The organism is Haloferax sp. Atlit-4N (assembly GCF_003383025.1).
Lineage (GTDB): Archaea > Halobacteriota > Halobacteria > Halobacteriales > Haloferacaceae > Haloferax > Haloferax gibbonsii.
In genome coordinates this window covers 1,215,242-1,231,471 of the sequence record NZ_PSYY01000001.1, presented here as the reverse complement: position 1 = coordinate 1,231,471, position 16,230 = coordinate 1,215,242, and the positions used below count along the sequence as shown (strand labels likewise).

Here is a 16,230-nt window from a genome sequence, read left to right as displayed (position 1 = left end):
TCGTGGTGCGCATCTGTGAGTCTCTGGAACTATTCTTTCCGATGAGTGTCACATCGGAGCGATATCAAACGTGTATCCGTTTCTGAACTTAAGCGGTTCGCCCTCTCTATCAACGCTGATACTTGGTTTCGGTTGAGAGACGAGCGGCCGGTTCGAGCGCCTCGTACGCCTTAATAAGGCCTTCATTCTCTGAATGGTCGGTTACATTATCAGAGATAACATCACGAGTAACGCCGACGGTTCTCGCGCGGCGCAGAAATGTCGATATTCGGACGTTCGCCCGAACGCTTAATTCGGATGGATGCACACGCAGGGATAGATGCCGCGCGAGTCACGTCGTCCCAACGTCGCCGAAGGCCCGAGCGGACCCGGACCCCGTCGGGACACCAGCGACCGGTCGTTCGACTGGGTCGACGCGCCGACGAATCGGACGTGGAGCGACGTGGCCCACGAGCGCCTGCTCGCGACGACCGCGGCGGTCACGTCGGACGGCGAGCCGTTTCTCGACGAGGTTCCGCGGACGCCGCGGGCCGAGCGGGTGCTCCTCGAGTGGTGCGTGCACCTCGTCGAGCGATTGGGCGGCCGCGGCGCGCTGGAGATGGCGTCGTACTACCGCGATATCGGCTGGATCGGCGACGGCCCCCACGACGCGATTCGCGAGCGCGTCGTCTCTTTTACCGTCCCCTCGGACTTCGAGGACGCGCCGACCGAAGAGGACCACGTCCGCAGTTTCTCGTACGTCGCCCGGCTGTCGGTGATGGCCGACTCGGAGTGAGAAGAGGACGGCTTCGACGAGTCCCTAGAGTCCGAGTTCGCGACCGATGATGAGGTGTTGAATCTCGCTCGTCCCCTCGCCGATTTCCATGAGCTTCGCGTCGCGGTAGAACCGCTGGGGGGCGAAGTCGGTCGTGTACCCGTAGCCGCCGAGCACCTGCACCGCGTCTTCGGCGACTTCGCGGGCGGCCTCCGAGGCGTCGAGTTTCGCCAGTGCGGACTCTCGACTGACCCGCTCGCCGGCGTCGTACCGCGTCGCCGCCTTGTGGGTGAGCAGTCGCGCGCGCTCGGTCTTGCGGTGCATCGAGACGAGTTTGTCGCGGATGGCGTCGAACTTCGCAATCGGCCGGTCGAACTGCTCGCGCTCTTGGGCGTACGATTTCGCGTGGCCGTACGCGCCCTCGGCGAGTCCCACCGAGAGCGCCGCGATGGAGATGCGGCCGCCGTCGAGCGTCTTCATCGTCTGCTTCCAGCCCTCGCCCTCCTCGCCGAGAAGTCGGTCTTCCGGAACCCAGCAGTCGTCGAAGGAGAGCTCGCAGGTCGGCGAGCAGTTGAGGCCCATCTTGTCCCACTCGGTCGTCACCTCGAAGCCGTCGTCGTTCTCCGGGTCGACGATGAACGTCGAGATGCCGTCGTAGCCCGCACCGGGGTCCGTGACGGCCTTCACGAGGACGGAGCCGGCGACGCTCGCGTTCGTGATGAACTGCTTCGTTCCGTTGATGACGTAGCCGTCGCCGTCCCGCTCCGCGACGGTGTCCATGTCGCTGGCGTCGCTCCCGGAACCGGGTTCGGTCAGGGCCCAGCCGCCGAGGTACTCGCCGGTCGCGAGCGGCGTGAGCCAGCGCTCCTTCTGCTCGTCGGTGCCGAACAGCTCGATGGGCTTCGACGCGAGGCTGACGTGGGCGGCGTACGACAGGCCGATACCGCCCGAGACGCGACCGAGCTCCTCCACGACGAGGGCGTACATCAGCTGGTCGCCGCCGAGGCCGCCGTACTCCTCGTCGATGGGGACGCCCATCACGTCCAACTCGGCCAACTGGTCGAATACCTCCGCGGGGAATCGGTGTTCGTCCTCGATGTCCTGCGCGATGGGGGCGATTTCTTCCTCGCAGAACTCGCGGACGGTGTCGCGAATCATCCGGTGTTCGGCCGGGATGTCGAAGTCCATGCGACCAACTATCGCCGTGTCGGACATAAACTAATCGAACGACCATGAAGGATTGTGCCGTCGCGGGCGGCGAAGCGGGGGCGGCCGACCGGTTTCGGACCGACCATTCCCGGCTGGTCCGCTCTCACCGCGTGGGAATAGGCGTCCGGGTCTTTTTGCGCCGCGGTCCGAGGCTCTCGTATGTACTCCCACATCCTCTTTCCGACCGACGGAAGCGACTGCGCCGACGCCGCCTTGGACCACGCCATCGAACACGCCCGCACCTACGACGCGACGCTCGTTGCGCTCTACGTCGCCGACGTGCGCGAGGTCGGCTACGCCGCGCCCGCGCTCTCGCTCGAACGGGTCCGAGAGGCGCTCCTCGAAAGCGGCGAGCAGGTGTTAGGCCGCGTCGCTGAGAGGGCCCGCGAGGCCGGCGTCGAGGTCGAAACCGTCGTCACCGAGGGCACCCCCGCGAGCGAGATTATCCGCCACGCCGACGAGCGAGACATCGACCTCGTCGTGATGGGCACCCACGGCCGAAGCGGCATCGACCGCTATCTCATCGGCAGCGTCGCCGAGCGCGTCGTCCGCGGCTCCGACGCACCCGTGTTGACCGTCCGACAGGAATCGGCGTAGGCCCACGAGGTTAAGCCGCCCCTCGTCTTACGGGGGTGCATGGACCTCCGTCGGCTCGTCCGCGGCCGCCTCGGGTGGCCGCGTCTGGAGACGGTCGCCCGCGAACTCGCCCGGCGATACGACCGCGACACCCTCCACATCCGATTTCTCGAGGCGGACAACTGGCTTTCGACCCCGATGGTCGTCGACGACGAGTGGTTCGTGAAGGTCATCTCCAAACAGAACTCGCTCGTCCACGCCGTCTTCACGACCGGACGGAACCTCGGCGCGTTCTCCAGCGGGACGGAGGGTTTCTTCGGCCACTTCGGGACGCCGCTCGAGATGGCCGAACACGAACTCGAAGCGACGAAGCGACTCCGAAACATCGGCCTGCAAGCGCCCGCGCCGGTCGAGGCGTTCGAGGTTGACGGCCTCGGCGTCCTCGTCCTCGAATACCTGCCGAACTTCCACACCCTCGACACCGCCCCGCGGGAGGAGGTCGAACGGCTCGCGCCCGAGCTGTTCGCGGCGCTCGCGGAGATGCACGACAACCACCTCGCCCACGGCGACCTCCGGGCGGAGAACGTCCTCGTCCGCGAGGACGGCATCTACTTCATCGACGCGACGAACGTCAACGACGAGGGGATGCGCGACGCCCGCGCGTACGACCTCGCCTGCGGGCTGGCGGCGCTCGAACCGCTCGTCGGTCCCAAGAAAGCCGTCGCCGCGGCGCTCGACTCCTACGAGGTGAACGCGCTCTTGGACGCCGTCGATTTCCTCGACTTCGTCAACATCCGGCCCGACCACGACTTCGACGCCGCGTCGCTCAAAGGCGAGATAGAAAAGCACGCGGCGTAGCTGTCTCCGGTTCCCCGTGTCTCGACGTCCTCCGACTCACTCGCAGGGGAGCGTGCCGTCGTAGCTCGCGTCGCCGACCACGACGACCCCGCACATCGCCTTCGAGCCGTGGACGCCGCAGTCGTACTGGTAGACGCCGGGGTCGTCGAACCGGTAGGTGACCCGCCCGTCGCGGCCGACCGTCTCGGACTGAAACGACCAGTCGGTCGCCGCGTCGTCGAGGCTCGCGGCGCGGACGTTATGCCGAAGCGCCTCTCTGTTCTCCCACGTGACCGTCGTCCCCGACTCGACCGACAGCCGCATCGGCGAGAAGGCGACGCTCTCCATGGTGACGAGCGGGTCGGACCCGTCGTCCGACGCCGGTTCGCTCGTCGGCGTTGGCGACTCGGTCACCGACGTTGGCGACTCGGTCGGTGTCGGCGTCGCCGTCGTGTCCGGCGACGTGGCCGTCTCCGGAGACGCCGTCGTCGCGGTTGTGGTCGCGGGCCCAGTCGGCTCCGTCTCGTCGTCCGTCTCTCCAGCGTCGTCGCCGCCGGTACAGCCGGCGAGCAGTCCGAGTCCGGCGGTCGCGGCGGCGAGGGCTCGTCGTCTCGTGAGTCGCATACCGGTGGTCGGGCCACCCGAAGAATAAGCGATGTCCCAAATTCCGCCCGACTGACGCCCCATCCCGCCGGGAACGGCGGGGGTCGTGGGCGGACCGCAGTTCAGCGGGAGTTCGGACGCGAGTCGCGGGCTACTCGCCCTCGACGCCCTCGTAGTCCGCGCCGCCCATGTAGAGCCGCGAGACTTCGGGGTCGTCGAGGAGGCCGTCGGCGTCGCCCTCGTAGGCGACGGTCCCCTGGTCGAGGACGTAGCCGCGGTCCGAGATGCCGAGCCCCTCGCGGGCGTTCTGCTCGACCATCAGGACCGCCGTCCCGAGTTCGTTCACCTTCTTCACGTCCTCGAACACCGACTTGACGATGTTGGGCGCGAGGCCCGCCGAGGGTTCGTCGATGAGGAGCACCTCGGGCTCCATCACGAGCGCCCGGGCGAACGCGAGCACCTGCCGCTGGCCGCCCGAGAGCGTCCGCGCCTTCGCCGAGCGCTTCTCGTCGAGAATCGAGAACTGGTCGTACAGCTCGTCGATTCGCGCTTGCAGGCCGCTCTCACGGGCGACCCCGCCCATCTTGAGGTTCTCGTCGATGGTGAGGGACGAAAAGACGTTGTCCACCTGCGGGACGTAGCCCATCCCGACGCGGACGAGGTCCTCCGGCTCCTCGCCGGTGATGTCCCGCCCGCTCAGTTCGACCGTCCCGGTCCACGGCTTGAGGAGGCCGAACACCGTCTTGAGGACGGTCGACTTCCCCGCGCCGTTCGGCCCGATGATGCAGACGATTTCGTCGGATTCGAGGTGGAGCGTCAGGTCCCGGAGGACCTGCACCTCGCCGTAGCCGCTGTCGACGCCCGAGACGTCGAGTGCGCGCTTCATGGGCCGGTCCCTCCGAGGTACGCCTCGATGACGCGGTCGTCCGAGCGGACTTCGTCCGGCGAGCCCTCCATGAGCACCTTCCCCTGGTCGAGGACGATGATGGGGTCTGCGAGGTCCATGATAAACGGCATGTCGTGTTCGATGATGAGGAAGGTCTGACCCTCCTCGTTGAGTTCGCGGATGAACCGCTTGATGTCGTTCGCGAGTGTCGGGTTGACCCCGGCGACCGGCTCGTCCAAAAGCAGGATGTCGGGGTTCGTCGTGAACGCCCGCGCCAGCTCGACGAGCTTCATCTGCCCGCCGGAGAGGTCGGTCGACGGCTGGTCGATGAGGTGCCCGATTTCGAACCGTTCGAGCAACTCGCGCGTCTGTTCGATGTTCGCCCGCTCCTCTTCGGTGACGTCGGAGCCGGAGAAGAAAAGCGAGAAGATGGACTCGCCTTTCTGCGGCCCGGGACCGACGAGCATCGCCTCGCGGACGGACATCCCCTCCAGCCGCCGGGGCGTCTGGAAGGTCCGAACGAGCCCTTTTCGGGCGCGCTCGTGCGGTTCGAGGTCGGTCACGTCCTCGCCGTTGACGGTGACGTGACCGGCGTCGTTCTCGTAGAAGCCGGAGATGAGGTTGAACAGCGTGGACTTGCCCGCGCCGTTCGGACCGATCATCCCGGTGATAGTCCCGCGTTGGACCTCGATGGAGACGCTGTCAGTGGCGACGAGGCCGCCGAACGCCTTCTCCAAGCCGGTCGTCTTCAGGACGACGTCCGACTTATCGAGGCGGGCACCCTCGTACGCGTCGTCGTTCATCGGTCGTCACCCCCGTTCGAGGAGGTGCCGCCGTCCGGGGCGGCACCCGACGCGGACGCGCCGCCGGCACCGCTCCCGTCGCGCGCCGCCGGCCAGATGAGTTCGTCCTTCGGCGGAAGGAGTCCGTCCTGCCGGAAGCGCATGATGAGGATGATGAGCCCGCCGACGAACAGCAGTCGAAGCGGGGCCAGGTCGACGCCGAGCGTCTGGATGAACCCGATGTCGTTGAGGAAGCGGGTCCCCTCGCGGATGGCGATGACGACGGCCGCGCCGACGACCGCCCCGCGGTTCGACCCGGTCCCGCCGAGGATGACGGCGATCCAGATGTAGAACGTCGTCAGGGGAACGAGGTCGGAGGGGTCGATGTAGAGGTTCAAGTGGGCGTAGAACGCCCCGGCGATGGCCATGATGACCGAGCCGATGACGAACGCCTGCATCTTGAACTGGTAGGTGTTTTTGCCGAGCGCCTTGGCGAGGTCCTCGTCGGACCGGATGGTCCGGAGGACGCGGCCCCACGGCGACCGGTGGACGCGCCGGAGGAACAGGTAGACGACAGCGATGAGAAAGACCACGACGGCGGCCGTCGTCGCGGCGTCGGTCAGCGGCAACCACGACAGGAGTTCCGGGATGCCGCTGATACCGCTCGACCCGGCGGTCCACTGGTCCTCGTTCAGGATGATGGCGCGGATGACTTCGGCGAGTCCGAGACTGGCGATGGCGAGGTAGTCCTCGCGCAGGCGGAGCGTCGGGATGCCGATGAGCACCGCGACGAACGCGCTCACGACGATGGCCGCGAGGAACCCGAACACCGGGTGGAGTCCGAGTCCGAGCGGGGAGTTCGGCGCGGTCAACAGCGCGGCGCAGTAGGCACCGATGCCCCAGAACGCCGCGACGGAGAAGTTGATGAGCCCGGCGTAGCCCCACTGGACGTTGAGTCCGAGCGAGAGCAGGGCGTACATCCCGACGAGCGCGATTTGGAACAGGAGGAACCGCGGCCCGATGACGCCGGTGAGGACGCCGACGACGAGCAGCACCGTGATGAGTCCGAGCGTCGCGAAGATGCGCCGCTCGGTCGCGTCGCGGACGAGCGTCTCGCTCACCCACGAGGACACGGCGCTCATCCGCTATCACCCGCGATTCCGCTCGGGCGAACGAGCAGGATGGCGACCATGATGACGAACGCGACGGCCGCGGCGTACCGCGAGCCGACCGGGATGATTCCCCACTGGTTGAAAAGCGGAACCAGTTCGTGGACCATCCCGATGACGAGGCCGCCGAGCATCGCGCCGTAGACGGAGCCGATGCCGCCGAGGATGACGGCGGCGAAGATGATAAGCAGGATGTCGAAGCCCATGCGCGGGCGGACGAGTTCCTCTAACCCGAGGAAGACGCCGCCGGCCGCGGCGAGCGCGCCGCCGATGAGCCACATGGCGAAGATGACCTCTCTCGTCCGAATCCCGCTGACGCGCGCGAGGTCCGCGTTGTCGGCGGTCGCGCGCATCTTCCGGCCGAGGGTCGTCCGCGTCAGCGTCAGGTGCAACGCCGTCACGAGGACGACAGTGAGCATCACGACGACGAGGTTGCGCGGCGTGACCGCGATGCCGAGCGTTTCGCGGACCCACGGTATCGGTCCCTGTCTGGGCACGCCGTAGCGCTCCGGCTCGGTTCCGAACGACAGGAACACGAGCGCGCGATAGACGAGCGCGACCCCGATACTGGAGATGAGCAGGCCGATGGAGTCGGACCCCTTCACCGGTTGGTAGACGACGCGGTCGGTGATGACGGAGATGACCGCCGCCGCGCCCATGCCGAACGCGAGCGCGAGGAAGAACCAAAGCGGCAGGCCGAACACGCCCGCGTCGCCCAGCATCGGTCGGAGGAACCCGACCGAGAACAGCGCGGAGAACGCCCCCACGGTCATGAGGTCGCCGTGGGCGAAGTTCGCGAAGTCCGCGATGCTGTAGACGAGCGACAGCCCGATGGCCGCGAGGACGATGATGCTCGAAAACACCACGCCGTTTGCGACGTACTGGAAGGGGCTGACTTGGAGCGGTATCACGGCTCGGTGGCCCCCCGAAGGGTCGTTCGGCGTCCGTTCCGTGCGTGCATGGTTAGCTCGTGATGTAGTCGCCGAAGACGTACTCGTGGTCCTGGACGCTGTAAATCTGGTAGTAGCCCGGCGGGTCGCCGTTCTCGTCGAGGTCGACCGGACCGCTGACGCCCTGATAGTTGATGTCGCTCGGTGAGCCGCCGTCGCGCAGGACGGCCGCGGCCTCCTCGAAGTTGAAGACCTCCTCGCCCTCGGGGCGGGTCACGTCGCGGACGACCGACGAAAGCGCCTCGCCGGAGAACTCGTCGGCAGCCTCGATGGCGAGCGCCGCCACCGTGACGGCGTCGTAGGCGTATGCCGACCAGACTGTCGGCGTCGCGTCGTAGTTCTCTTCGAACGCGGAGACGAAGTTCTGGTAGTTCTCCTGGTCCTGCGGGGCGCTCTCGGTGATACCCTTCATCCCGTCCATGCTGCCCGGGGCCGTGTTCTCGATGATGGAGTCGGCGACGGTTGACTCCGCGCCGTAGTAGTCGACGGTCGTGTTGTAGCCCTGGTCGAACCCCTCGTTGACCATGACGGTGTACTCGTTCGCGTAGGTGATGAAAATCCACGCCGAGGCGTCCGTCGAGGCCATCTCGGTGAGGATGCCGCTGTACGACGACTGACCCTGGTCGTGGGGCTCGTTGTAGGCGACGGTACCGCCGAGTTCGGACTCGAACGTCTCGGCGAACACGTCCGACAGCCCCGTCCCGTAGTCGTTGTTGATCCACGTGACGGCGACGGTGTCGTGGCCGTCGTCGCTGACGAGGCTGGCGAGCGCCTGCCCCTTCGCCGCCCCCGAGGGACTCATGCGGAGCAGTTCCGGCCGCGACGTGAGTTCGGGGCTCGTGCTGTTCTGGCTGATCTGGACGACGCCGGCGTCGTTGGTGACGCTGTCGTGGATGGCGATGGAGACGCCCGAGCCGACGGAGCCGATGAGGAGCGGCACGCCGTCTTGGTTGACGAGCTTCTGTGCGCCGTTGACCCCGCCCTGATTCGTACTCTCGTCGTCCTCGACGGAGATTCTCAGCGACCCACCCTCGGAGCCGATGCCGACATCGTTGATGGCGGCGAGCGCGAGTTCGCGACCGCGGGTGTTGCGCTCGCCGTAGGGCGCGAGCGACCCGGTGAGCGAATCGACCATGCCGATGGTGTACGACTCGCCGCTGCCACCGCTTTCCTCGGTCGTCGTGGTCTCCTCGCCGCCGCCACCGCCACTCTCCTCAGTCGTCGTGGCCGTGGTCGTGTCTTCGTCTTCGCCTTCGAGACAACCGGCGGTCGCCCCGACAAGTGAGAGTCCCGACAGCTTCAGCAGCGTTCTGCGGTCCATGTCGTGTGGTGACATAACAAGCTATGCTCCCCAATTATCGTAAATATACCTGTAACCGTCCATGGTCGGTGCGGCGAAACCCGCCGGACGAAACGAGTATCCGCGTTTTATTTCACCAATATTTTTCAGAATTATTTGGTAGGGTCTCTCTTTAGGGTACGTGTCTCACAATAGCCGGCCATGATACCCCCCATCGCGAACAACTTCGTGGCGGGTGAGACGGCCGACGGGGCGGTCTCGCACGTCGAGTCCCTGAACCGCGACGGCATCGCGGGGATACTGAACCTGCTCGGCGAGCACTACACCGACCGGGCCAACGCCGACGCCGACGCCGACGCGTACGTCGACCTCGTCCGCCAACTCGGCGCGACGAACCTCGACGGCTGTGTCTCGGTGAAGCCCTCGCAAATCGGCCTCGACATCGGCGACCGCGCCTTCCGGGAGAACCTCGACCGCATCGTCGACGCCGCGGACGCCGAGGGCGTGTTCGTCTGGGTCGACATGGAGGACCACGAGACGACCGACGTGACCCTCGACGCCGTCGACGACCTTGGCCACCGGACGGGCGGGAACGTGGGCGTCTGCGTGCAGGCGAACCTCAAGCGCACGCGCGACGACCTCGAACGCCTCGCGGAGGTGCCCGGGAAGGTCCGTCTCGTCAAAGGCGCGTACAACGAGCCCGCGTCCATCGCGTACAAGGAGAAGTCGAAGGTGGACGAGGTGTACGAAGAACTCCTCGAGTACATGTTCACCGAGTTCGACGACGGCGTCGCGGTCGGCAGTCACGACCCGCACATGATCGCGCACGCCCGCCACCTCCACGAGCGGTACGGGACGCCCTACGAGGTACAGATGCTCATGGGCGTGCGCGAGGACGGCCAGCGCGACCTCGCGGACGCCGACATCGAGATGTGGCAGTACGTTCCCTACGGGGACAAGTGGTTCTCTTACTTCTACCGGCGCGTCCGCGAGCGGAAGTCGAACGCGCTGTTCGCGCTCCGCGCCGTCGCCGGCATCTGAGTCGGAACGGGGACCTCGGCTCGCCTCGCGCTACTGCGGGTCGAGCAGTTTCGATTCCGCCTTTCGGAGGTGTTCGAGCAGCGTCGTCTTCGAGATGTCCATCTCGGCGGCGAGTTCGCGGGTGGAAACCTCGCGGGGCCAGCGGTAGTAGCCTTCCTCGCGCGCGAGTTCGAACGCCTGCCGCTGACTCCGGGTGAGCGTGTCGAGCCGCCGACTGCGCTCCGGTTCCGCGCCCTCGGACGTGGAGATGGAGGCGACGCGAATCTCGGCTCCGGTCTCGTCCATGACGGTCTCGATACGCGGCTGTATCTCCTCTCGCGCGCCCGCGAACCAGACCTCCCACCGCTCTCGGCCGTTTTCTATCTGCGTGGGGGCGCTGTGGACGAAGCCCTGCTTGAGCAACTGCGGACACATCATGTCGCTCGGGTCGTACTCCAAGAAGAACTCGCGGGCGACCGGGCCGGGCGCGACGTGCTTTCCGCGGGAGTCGAACCGCTCTTGCAGTTCCAACACTTCGCCGGTGAGGTCCGAGTCGGCGATGACGTCGAGGAGCGTTTCGACCTCGTCGAGCGACTCGCCGTAGGCGGTGAACAGCCCGTTCGACCGCTCGACGCCCGCGGTTGGGGCGTCGTAGATGGCGTGTGCGAGGATGCCGCCGTCGTACTCGCTCGTCGATTCTATCGCCCAGCAGTTCGGATGCCACAGGTCGAGCGTGAGGCGCGTGCCTTCACCTGACGTGCGCTCGCTCATACACCGGGTAATACGCCGCTACGTAAGATGTTGTCTGTGGTCGCTCGGGGGCGGACCGACGCGTCGACTCGGGCGCGTCCCTTCCATGGGAGGGTCCGGGGTTATTAATCCTAGTTGTGACTCTAGAGTCATATGCCGCAGGACGAATATCGACACTATATCGACGGCGAGTGGACGGACGGAACCGGCGACGAGACGTTCGAAAGCACGAACCCCGCGACGGGCGAGTCGCTGGGGACGTTCCGACGAGGGACGCCCGAGGACGTCGACGCCGCGGCGGCCGCGGCCGACGAGGCGTACGAGGAGTGGCGCGAACTCTCGCACATCGACCGCGCGGAGTACCTCTGGGACATCTACCACGAACTGCGCGACCGCACCGAAGAACTCGCGGAGGTCGTCACCAAAGAGTGCGGGAAGGAGATTTCCGAGGGCCGCGCCGACGTCATCGAGGCGTACCACATGGTCGAGTGGGCCGCGGGCGACGCCCGCCACCCCAAGGGCGACGTGATTCCCTCCGAGATTCCCGCGAAGGACGCCTACATGCGCCGCAAGCCCCGCGGCGTCGTCGGCTGTATCACCCCGTGGAACTTCCCCGTCGCCATCCCCTTCTGGCACATGGCCGTCGCGCTCGTCGAGGGCAACACCGTCGTCTGGAAGCCCGCCGAGCAGACGCCGTGGTGCGGTCAGATTATCGCCGAGATGTTCGAGGACGCCGGCATCCCCGACGGCGTGTTCAACATGGTGCAGGGCTTCGGCGACGCCGGCGCGACCATCGTCGACGACGAGCGCGTCGACTCCGTGCTGTTCACGGGCTCCGCCGAGGTCGGCCATGAGGTCGCGAGCAAGGTGGCCCAACAGCCCGGCAAACTCGCCGCGTGTGAGATGGGCGGCAAGAACAACATCGTCATCACGGAGAAGGCGGACCTCGACATCGCGGTCCACTCCGCGACGATGTCGTCGTTCAAGACCACCGGCCAGCGCTGTGTCTCCTCCGAGCGCATCGTCGTCCACGAGGACGTGTACGACGAGTTCAAGGAGCGCTTCGTCGAGAACGCCAAGAGCGTCTCCGTCGGCGACCCGCTCCGCGAGGACACCTTCATGGGCCCCCTCATCGAGGAGGGCCACAAGGAGAAGGTCACGAAGTACAACGAACTCGCGGAGAAGGAGGGCGTGAACGTCCTCGTCGACCGCACCGAACTCGACGCCGACGAGATTCCCGAGGGCCACGACGACGGCCACTGGGTCGGACCGTTCGTCTACGAGGCGGACCCCCACGACGACCTCCGTTGCACCCACGAGGAGGTCTTCGGCCCCCACGTCGCCCTGCTCAAGTACTCCGGCGACATCGAGGACGCCGTCGAGATTCAGAACGACACCGACTACGGTCTCGCCGGTGCCGTCATCTCCGAGGACTACCGCCAGATCAACTACTTCCGCGACCACGCCGAGGTCGGCCTCGCCTACGGGAACCTCCCGTGTATCGGCGCGGAGGTTCACCTCCCGTTCGGCGGCGTGAAGAAGTCCGGAAACGGCTACCCCTCGGCCCGCGAAATCATCGAGGCCGTCACCGAGCGCACCGCGTGGACGCTCAACAACTCCAAGGAGATTCGCATGGCGCAGGGCCTCTCCGCGGACATCAAGACCAAAGAAGACGAGTAAGGTCGGTCACCCGCCGCGGCCCCGCATCTGTCCCACGTTTTCGTTCCGTCGTTTCACCCGTCGTCCGCAGACTCTTCCTCTCCGCGAGCGGCCGCCGTAACGTAGACGCCGGGCATCTCCGTCTCCTCGACGGTCAGCGTCACCTCCTCGTCCTCCTCGGCCGGGCGGTCGGTCACGACGGTCACTGCTTCGATGGGGTCGCGGCGGACGAACGCCCAGACGAGGTCGAGTATCGAGGGGTGACCGCCCTTCCGGATGACGAGCACGTGCCGCGAGTCGGCCAGCGCCCGGAGTTCCGGCGACAGGTCCTCTTCGTCGAGTTCGTCCGGCGGGATGGCGTGCAGCACGTCGCCTCGAATCGTCTCGGTCATGGTGTCTCCACGGCCCCCGGCGGAAAGAAGCGTGCGCTCCGAGGCGCGGCCGGTATCGGCGACCGACGGCGCCGTGGCTCGGAGTGAAGCGGTCGTCAAAAGGCGGAGGCGAATTCGCCTCCCACCGAATCTCGTGTCACCAGTTGGCGAAGTGAGACGAGGGGAGTGCCCCCACCGGGCTTGGGGGCGTGAAACGACGTGGCCACGTCGTTTCGGATGCCGCAACGGACCCCGAAACGTTGCGGCGGGTGCGGCGGATGTGGAGTCGCCGACGACTGGCGAGAAAAGCGCCTATTGCGTCGGCGACTTTCGCTTAGGAGCCGCGATGTATAAACCCACCGCAACAGGGGTTCCCACGCCCCGTGAGCGCACGGTTCCCGCGGTCCGTCGCTCCGGACTCACCGTGAATGAGCGGTCGTCTCCGGCCTCAGGCGGTCGCTTCGAACTCGCGCCGGAGCGCCGATTCGAGGTTGTCGAGTTCGCGGTCGAGGTTGCGCTCGAAGAACGCCTCGACACCCGGCAGCCGGCCGTCGACGATGAACTCGTTGACGAGGCGGCTGCCGCCGTCGTGCTCTTCGATAGTGTGTTCGCCCGTCACTCGCATCACCCGCGACTTGCCGACGAACTTGACGTGCGTCGGCTCGTCGACTTCGATGTCTTCGGTCTCGACGGTCACCGTCGAGCGGATGAGCGGAATCGGCAGTTCGAGGTACCACGTCGCGTGGCGGCCGTCGTCGGCCACGTCGAAGCGGTCGACGACGCTGATAGCCCCCGCTCGCTTGGCCGGGTCGGCGATAAACTCCCAGACGCGCGCGCCGGGAGCGTCGAACTCGAAGGTTCGTTTCACGCGGACGGTCATGGGATACCATCACACCTCCACAGTAAAAAGCCGTGGAATCGCCTCAGCTTCGGGTGACGCGCCACGTCGTCGAGCGGGCGCGTCCCCACTTCTCGATTTCGACGTCCTCGGACTTCTCGGCCAGCCGCGGCAGACGGGACCCGACCTGCTTCGCGGTGAGACCGATGGCTTCGGCGATGTTCTTCGCCCGGAAGTAGCCCTCTCCACGGCTGACGCTGTCGCGGAGGTAGGCGAGAATGCGTTGTTCCTCGTCGGTGTACTCAGTCATCCTCGGGCCGTCTAGGGAATGGGCGTTATTAACGGTTACCCGTGTTCCTCAACGTTGATAGCTACTGGAACAGATGCGCACCGCAGACTGCCAGCGAGGCCGCGATAATCGCGACCATGAATCCGAGCGCCTTCGTCAACTGGTCCGGTCCGGCGACCATCAGCCCTGCGCCGACGAGCGTGAGCACGCCGAACAACGCCGCAAAGCCGATGGACTTGTCGGATTGCACCGTCTTGGTTTCCATGTTTCCGACCTTCGCGGGTGCGCACTTAGTTCATTCGACACCGCCTGTCGTGGGGCGGCGTGACGGGGGCGCGAGGCGTGCGGTGCGGTCCCACGGACCGACCCCGCGCTCGGCCGTTCGACATATGTACCACTAGTCTCGTGTGTCCACAACGATGGGACTGACATCCGCGCTGTTCGGCGGAAAACTCCGTATCGCACTCGTCGCGCTGGTGCTCGTCGCGGCCGGCGTCGGCGGGGCGTACGCGACCGGCGTCATCGGCGCGCCGAGCGTCGACCGGGTCGACAACCGGTTCGCCGGGGTCAACCAGACGGCGACGGTCATCGAGACCGACCTGTACGTCTCGAACCCCAACCCGCTGTCCGCGAACCTCTCGGGCCTCGAAGTCGACTACGGCGTCGAGATGAACGGGATTCGGATGGCGACGGGCGAGAAGGAAGGCGTCTCTATCGGGCGGGGGACCTCGGCGGTCCCGCTCCGGACGACCCTCGAAAACGAGCGCATCCCCGAGTGGTGGGTCTCGCACATCCAGAACGGCGAGCACACGGACCTCGTCGTGGACGCCAACGTCTCCTCGGAGACGCTGGGACAGACCTTCCAGGCGCCCGAGATAACCCGGAGCATCGACACCGACCTGCTGTCGGCGTTCAACTCCACGGAGACCCGCGAGATAGACGCGGACTCGCCGGTCGTCTCGGACCCCGTGTTGTACGTCAACGAGACGAGCGCCGAGTGGGGCGAGTCCACGAGCGAGCGCACGGCGCTCGAACTCACGTTCGTCGTCCACAACCCCAAGCCGTACCCGATTGCGGTCTCCGAACTCGGCTACGACATCTCCATGAACGACGTGGACGTGGGCGAGGGGACGACGAACTCCGAGTACGTCATCTCCCCGAAGTCGACGGAGACCATCGAGGCGACGACCTACATCCAAAACGACAAACTCGACGAGTGGTGGGTCTCGCACCTCGAACGCGACCAGACGACCGACCTGCGTATCGACTTCTACGCGAACCTCGACGCCGGCGGCACGACCCTCCGCGTCCCACTCGACCCGCTGACCTACGAGAAGACGTTCGAGACGGACATCTTCGGGAACAAGGCGGCGTCGGCGGGGAACGAGACGGCGACTGAGACGACGACGGCGACCGAGACGACCACGGAAACCGCGACCACCTCGACCGCGACTACAACTGAGACTTCGACAGACACCGCGACTGCGACGACAACGACGACAACGACGACAACCGAGACGACAACGACCACGTCGGACGACGAGACCACCACGTCGGACGGCGGGACCTCCACGACGGACGACGGCCTCCTGTAGCGGCCGCGTTCCGCCCCGCGGCGGCGGGGAGTCGAACCGTCGTTCGACCGTCCCGATTCGCCGAGAAATCTTCGGTGATTCCTGACTCAGCCGACAACCCTTTACCGTCGGACGAGATATTCGATGATATGACACGGAGTACCCACGCTCCTGATCGAGTTCTTCTCCCGTAATGAGAACCCTGTGTCCGTCGAGAGCGACGACGAAACCATCGTCGTCTCCTTTGGCGACCAGTCCTGTGAACTGTCCCGAGACGCCGCCGCCGACCTGCAGGAGGCTATCGGCTCGGCGCTGACCGAGAAACGAGAGTTCTTCCGCACGGCCGGCGAGTACCGTCGGGACGGCAGCTACGTCGTCTCCCGCCGCGGCGCGGACTCCACCGGCAACGCGAAGGTGTTCACCAGCTTCGACGAACTGCGTCGGCTGTACGACCGCCTGCCCGAGCGCTTTACCGCCGAGGACATCGGCCGAACCGGCATCACGGGGTCGCGGCGTCACATGATACTCCGGCACTTCGGCGAGCATCCGGCGTTCGACTGCCGCATCGCCAGTCGCAACCCGCTGACGGGCGAAAAAGAGTCGTCCGAGACCGAGAACAACGAGGCGATGGAAGTCATCGCCGACTGAGCGCGACGGCGCGCC

Annotated in this window: 19 protein-coding genes; 7 read left to right on the top strand and 12 right to left on the bottom strand. The window is 66.2% G+C overall.

The features are described 5' to 3' along the window. The first annotated feature begins 319 nt into the window (after positions 1-319). Positions 320-775, top strand: a complete 456-nt coding sequence (locus tag C5C07_RS06445; protein WP_004977375.1) for a FlaD/FlaE family flagellar protein — start codon at positions 320-322, stop codon at positions 773-775. Between the two features lie 24 nt (positions 776-799). Here C5C07_RS06445 and C5C07_RS06440 read toward each other — a convergent pair whose 3' ends face one another. Beyond that, entirely contained in the window at positions 800-1,942 is a 1,143-nt protein-coding gene (locus C5C07_RS06440; protein ID WP_004977376.1) for an acyl-CoA dehydrogenase family protein, read from the bottom strand. Positions 1,943-2,122: 180 nt separating this feature from the next. On the opposite strand from C5C07_RS06440, the gene C5C07_RS06435 reads away from it, so the two are divergent. Together C5C07_RS06435 and C5C07_RS06430 are read left to right on the top strand one after the other, a co-directional pair. Next, on the top strand, positions 2,123-2,560 hold the full coding sequence (locus C5C07_RS06435) for a universal stress protein (RefSeq protein WP_115804754.1): 438 nt from the start codon (positions 2,123-2,125) through the stop codon (positions 2,558-2,560). Positions 2,561-2,599: 39 nt separating this feature from the next. Then, positions 2,600-3,397: an RIO1 family regulatory kinase/ATPase gene (locus C5C07_RS06430; protein WP_004977379.1), complete on the top strand. Its 798-nt coding sequence runs from the start codon at positions 2,600-2,602 to the stop codon at positions 3,395-3,397. A gap of 36 nt (positions 3,398-3,433) precedes the next feature. Here C5C07_RS06430 and C5C07_RS06425 read toward each other — a convergent pair whose 3' ends face one another. The 6 genes from C5C07_RS06425 to C5C07_RS06400 all read right to left on the bottom strand — a co-directional run bounded on the left by C5C07_RS06425 (position 3,434) and on the right by C5C07_RS06400 (position 9,087). After that, on the bottom strand, positions 3,434-4,000 hold the full coding sequence (locus C5C07_RS06425; protein ID WP_115804753.1) for a plastocyanin/azurin family copper-binding protein: 567 nt from the start codon (positions 3,998-4,000) through the stop codon (positions 3,434-3,436). A 130-nt stretch (positions 4,001-4,130) separates the two neighbouring features. Further along, the gene (locus tag C5C07_RS06420) at positions 4,131-4,865 is read right to left on the bottom strand and encodes an ABC transporter ATP-binding protein (protein WP_004977382.1); all 735 of its coding nucleotides are present in this window, start codon (positions 4,863-4,865) and stop codon (positions 4,131-4,133) included. Continuing rightward, complete coding sequence (locus C5C07_RS06415; protein WP_115804752.1) at positions 4,862-5,668, bottom strand: ABC transporter ATP-binding protein; 807 nt, start codon at positions 5,666-5,668, stop codon at positions 4,862-4,864. Before C5C07_RS06415 ends, C5C07_RS06420 begins: the two co-directional genes overlap by 4 nt. Next, positions 5,665-6,789 carry a branched-chain amino acid ABC transporter permease gene (locus C5C07_RS06410; RefSeq protein ID WP_050458929.1) on the bottom strand — a complete coding sequence of 375 codons (1,125 nt, stop codon included), beginning with the start codon at positions 6,787-6,789 and terminating at the stop codon, positions 5,665-5,667. Before C5C07_RS06410 ends, C5C07_RS06415 begins: the two co-directional genes overlap by 4 nt. Beyond that, positions 6,786-7,727, bottom strand: a complete 942-nt coding sequence (locus C5C07_RS06405) for a branched-chain amino acid ABC transporter permease (protein ID WP_004977385.1) — start codon at positions 7,725-7,727, stop codon at positions 6,786-6,788. Before C5C07_RS06405 ends, C5C07_RS06410 begins: the two co-directional genes overlap by 4 nt. A 52-nt stretch (positions 7,728-7,779) precedes the next feature. Next, complete coding sequence (locus tag C5C07_RS06400; protein ID WP_004977387.1) at positions 7,780-9,087, bottom strand: ABC transporter substrate-binding protein; 1,308 nt, start codon at positions 9,085-9,087, stop codon at positions 7,780-7,782. Positions 9,088-9,267: 180 nt separating this feature from the next. Between C5C07_RS06400 and C5C07_RS06395 the strand changes: the two genes are divergently transcribed. Next, positions 9,268-10,107: a proline dehydrogenase family protein gene (locus C5C07_RS06395; RefSeq protein WP_004977389.1), complete on the top strand. Its 840-nt coding sequence runs from the start codon at positions 9,268-9,270 to the stop codon at positions 10,105-10,107. A 30-nt stretch (positions 10,108-10,137) separates the two neighbouring features. Here C5C07_RS06395 and C5C07_RS06390 read toward each other — a convergent pair whose 3' ends face one another. Beyond that, positions 10,138-10,857: a helix-turn-helix domain-containing protein gene (locus tag C5C07_RS06390; RefSeq protein WP_004977390.1), complete on the bottom strand. Its 720-nt coding sequence runs from the start codon at positions 10,855-10,857 to the stop codon at positions 10,138-10,140. Positions 10,858-10,989: 132 nt separating this feature from the next. On the opposite strand from C5C07_RS06390, the gene C5C07_RS06385 reads away from it, so the two are divergent. Further along, a complete protein-coding gene (locus tag C5C07_RS06385) occupies positions 10,990-12,516 on the top strand; it encodes an aldehyde dehydrogenase family protein (protein WP_004977392.1) in 1,527 nt (508 codons plus the stop codon). Between the two features lie 53 nt (positions 12,517-12,569). Here the strand turns inward: C5C07_RS06385 and C5C07_RS06380 are convergent, their stop codons facing one another. The 4 genes from C5C07_RS06380 to C5C07_RS06365 all read right to left on the bottom strand — a co-directional run bounded on the left by C5C07_RS06380 (position 12,570) and on the right by C5C07_RS06365 (position 14,258). Then, a complete protein-coding gene (locus C5C07_RS06380) occupies positions 12,570-12,887 on the bottom strand; it encodes a hypothetical protein (RefSeq protein WP_049905233.1) in 318 nt (105 codons plus the stop codon). A gap of 427 nt (positions 12,888-13,314) precedes the next feature. Further along, a complete protein-coding gene (locus tag C5C07_RS06375) occupies positions 13,315-13,746 on the bottom strand; it encodes an SRPBCC family protein (RefSeq protein WP_004977395.1) in 432 nt (143 codons plus the stop codon). 43 nt (positions 13,747-13,789) lie between these two features. Further along, a complete protein-coding gene (locus C5C07_RS06370; RefSeq protein WP_004043755.1) occupies positions 13,790-14,014 on the bottom strand; it encodes a hypothetical protein in 225 nt (74 codons plus the stop codon). Between the two features lie 61 nt (positions 14,015-14,075). Continuing rightward, complete coding sequence (locus C5C07_RS06365) at positions 14,076-14,258, bottom strand: hypothetical protein (RefSeq protein WP_004043756.1); 183 nt, start codon at positions 14,256-14,258, stop codon at positions 14,076-14,078. 154 nt (positions 14,259-14,412) lie between these two features. On the opposite strand from C5C07_RS06365, the gene C5C07_RS06360 reads away from it, so the two are divergent. Both C5C07_RS06360 and C5C07_RS06355 read left to right on the top strand, forming a co-directional pair. Then, complete coding sequence (locus C5C07_RS06360) at positions 14,413-15,588, top strand: LEA type 2 family protein (RefSeq protein ID WP_115804750.1); 1,176 nt, start codon at positions 14,413-14,415, stop codon at positions 15,586-15,588. A gap of 183 nt (positions 15,589-15,771) precedes the next feature. Next, positions 15,772-16,215, top strand: coding sequence for a hypothetical protein (locus C5C07_RS06355; RefSeq protein WP_004977401.1), 444 nt, complete (start codon positions 15,772-15,774; stop codon positions 16,213-16,215). The last annotated feature ends 15 nt before the right edge of the window (positions 16,216-16,230 follow it).